The following is a 1,023-nucleotide window of genomic DNA, read 5'->3' on the forward strand; positions in this document are numbered from 1 at the left end:
CGGGAAGCCGCCGGGCTCGTACTTGATCAAGGCCACTCCGTAGCCCAAGCCGCTCGCGCCGTCGATGTCGGTGAAACGCCTTTGAGACGCTGGATTGATCAGTTACGCGCTGAGCGCGGTGGCGTCACGCCCAAGTCAAAAGCATTGACGCCCGAGCAGCAGCGAATCCAGGAACTCGAGAGCCGCATCAACCGGCTGGAACGGGAGAAAGCGATACTAAAAAAGGCTACCGCTCTCTTGATGTCGGACGATCTCGATCGTACGCGCTGATAGACCAGTTGAGTGAGCAGGAGCCTGTAGAAATGGTCTGTAGCGCCTTCGATATCGCGCGTTCGAGCTATTACGAACATCGCCATCAGCGGTCCCGGATCGATGTCGAGCGGCTGGCGTTGCGCGCGACAGTCGCTGAGCTGTTCAACCAAAGCCGGCGCTCCGCCGGCAGCCGGACGATCATGCTGCAGATGCGGGAAGCAGGACTCAACATGGGGCGTTTCAAGATTCGACGCCTGATGCAGGAAGCGGGGCTCGTCTGCCAACAGCCACGACCGCCGGCCTACCGACAGGCAACGGTCGAGCGGCCCGATATACCCAACCGCCTGAACCGCCAGTTTACCGTGAGCGCGCCCGATCAGGTGTGGTGTGGCGATATCACCTATGTCTGGGTGCAGAGTCGATGGTACTACCTGGCAGTGGTGCTGGATCTTTATGCCCGGCGTGTCATCGGCTGGGCGTTATCCGACCGTCCCGACGCGGCCCTGGTCATCAAGGCGCTAGACAGGGCCTTCGAGCAACGAGGCAGGCCACTGGGACTACTGGGACTACTGTTCCATTCAGATCAGGGCGGTCAATATGCGAGCCGAGCCTTCCGGCAGCGGCTATGGCGCTATCGGATACAGCAGAGCATGAGCCGTCGCGGTAACTGCTGGGATAACGCCCCGATGGAGCGGCTGTTCCGCAGCTACAAGAGCGAGTGGATGCCATCGACCGGTTATCTGTCGGCGCAGGAAGCATTACGAGATATCA

General features: G+C 60.5%; 1 pseudogene. It reads left to right on the forward strand.

Annotated elements, in window-relative coordinates:
• Positions 1–1,023: pseudogene (locus BTW08_RS18145) on the forward strand (IS3 family transposase); the annotation flags it as partial.

This window comes from Salinicola sp. MH3R3-1, assembly GCF_001937155.1.
In the GTDB taxonomy this organism is placed as follows: Bacteria; Pseudomonadota; Gammaproteobacteria; order Pseudomonadales; family Halomonadaceae; genus Salinicola; species Salinicola halophyticus.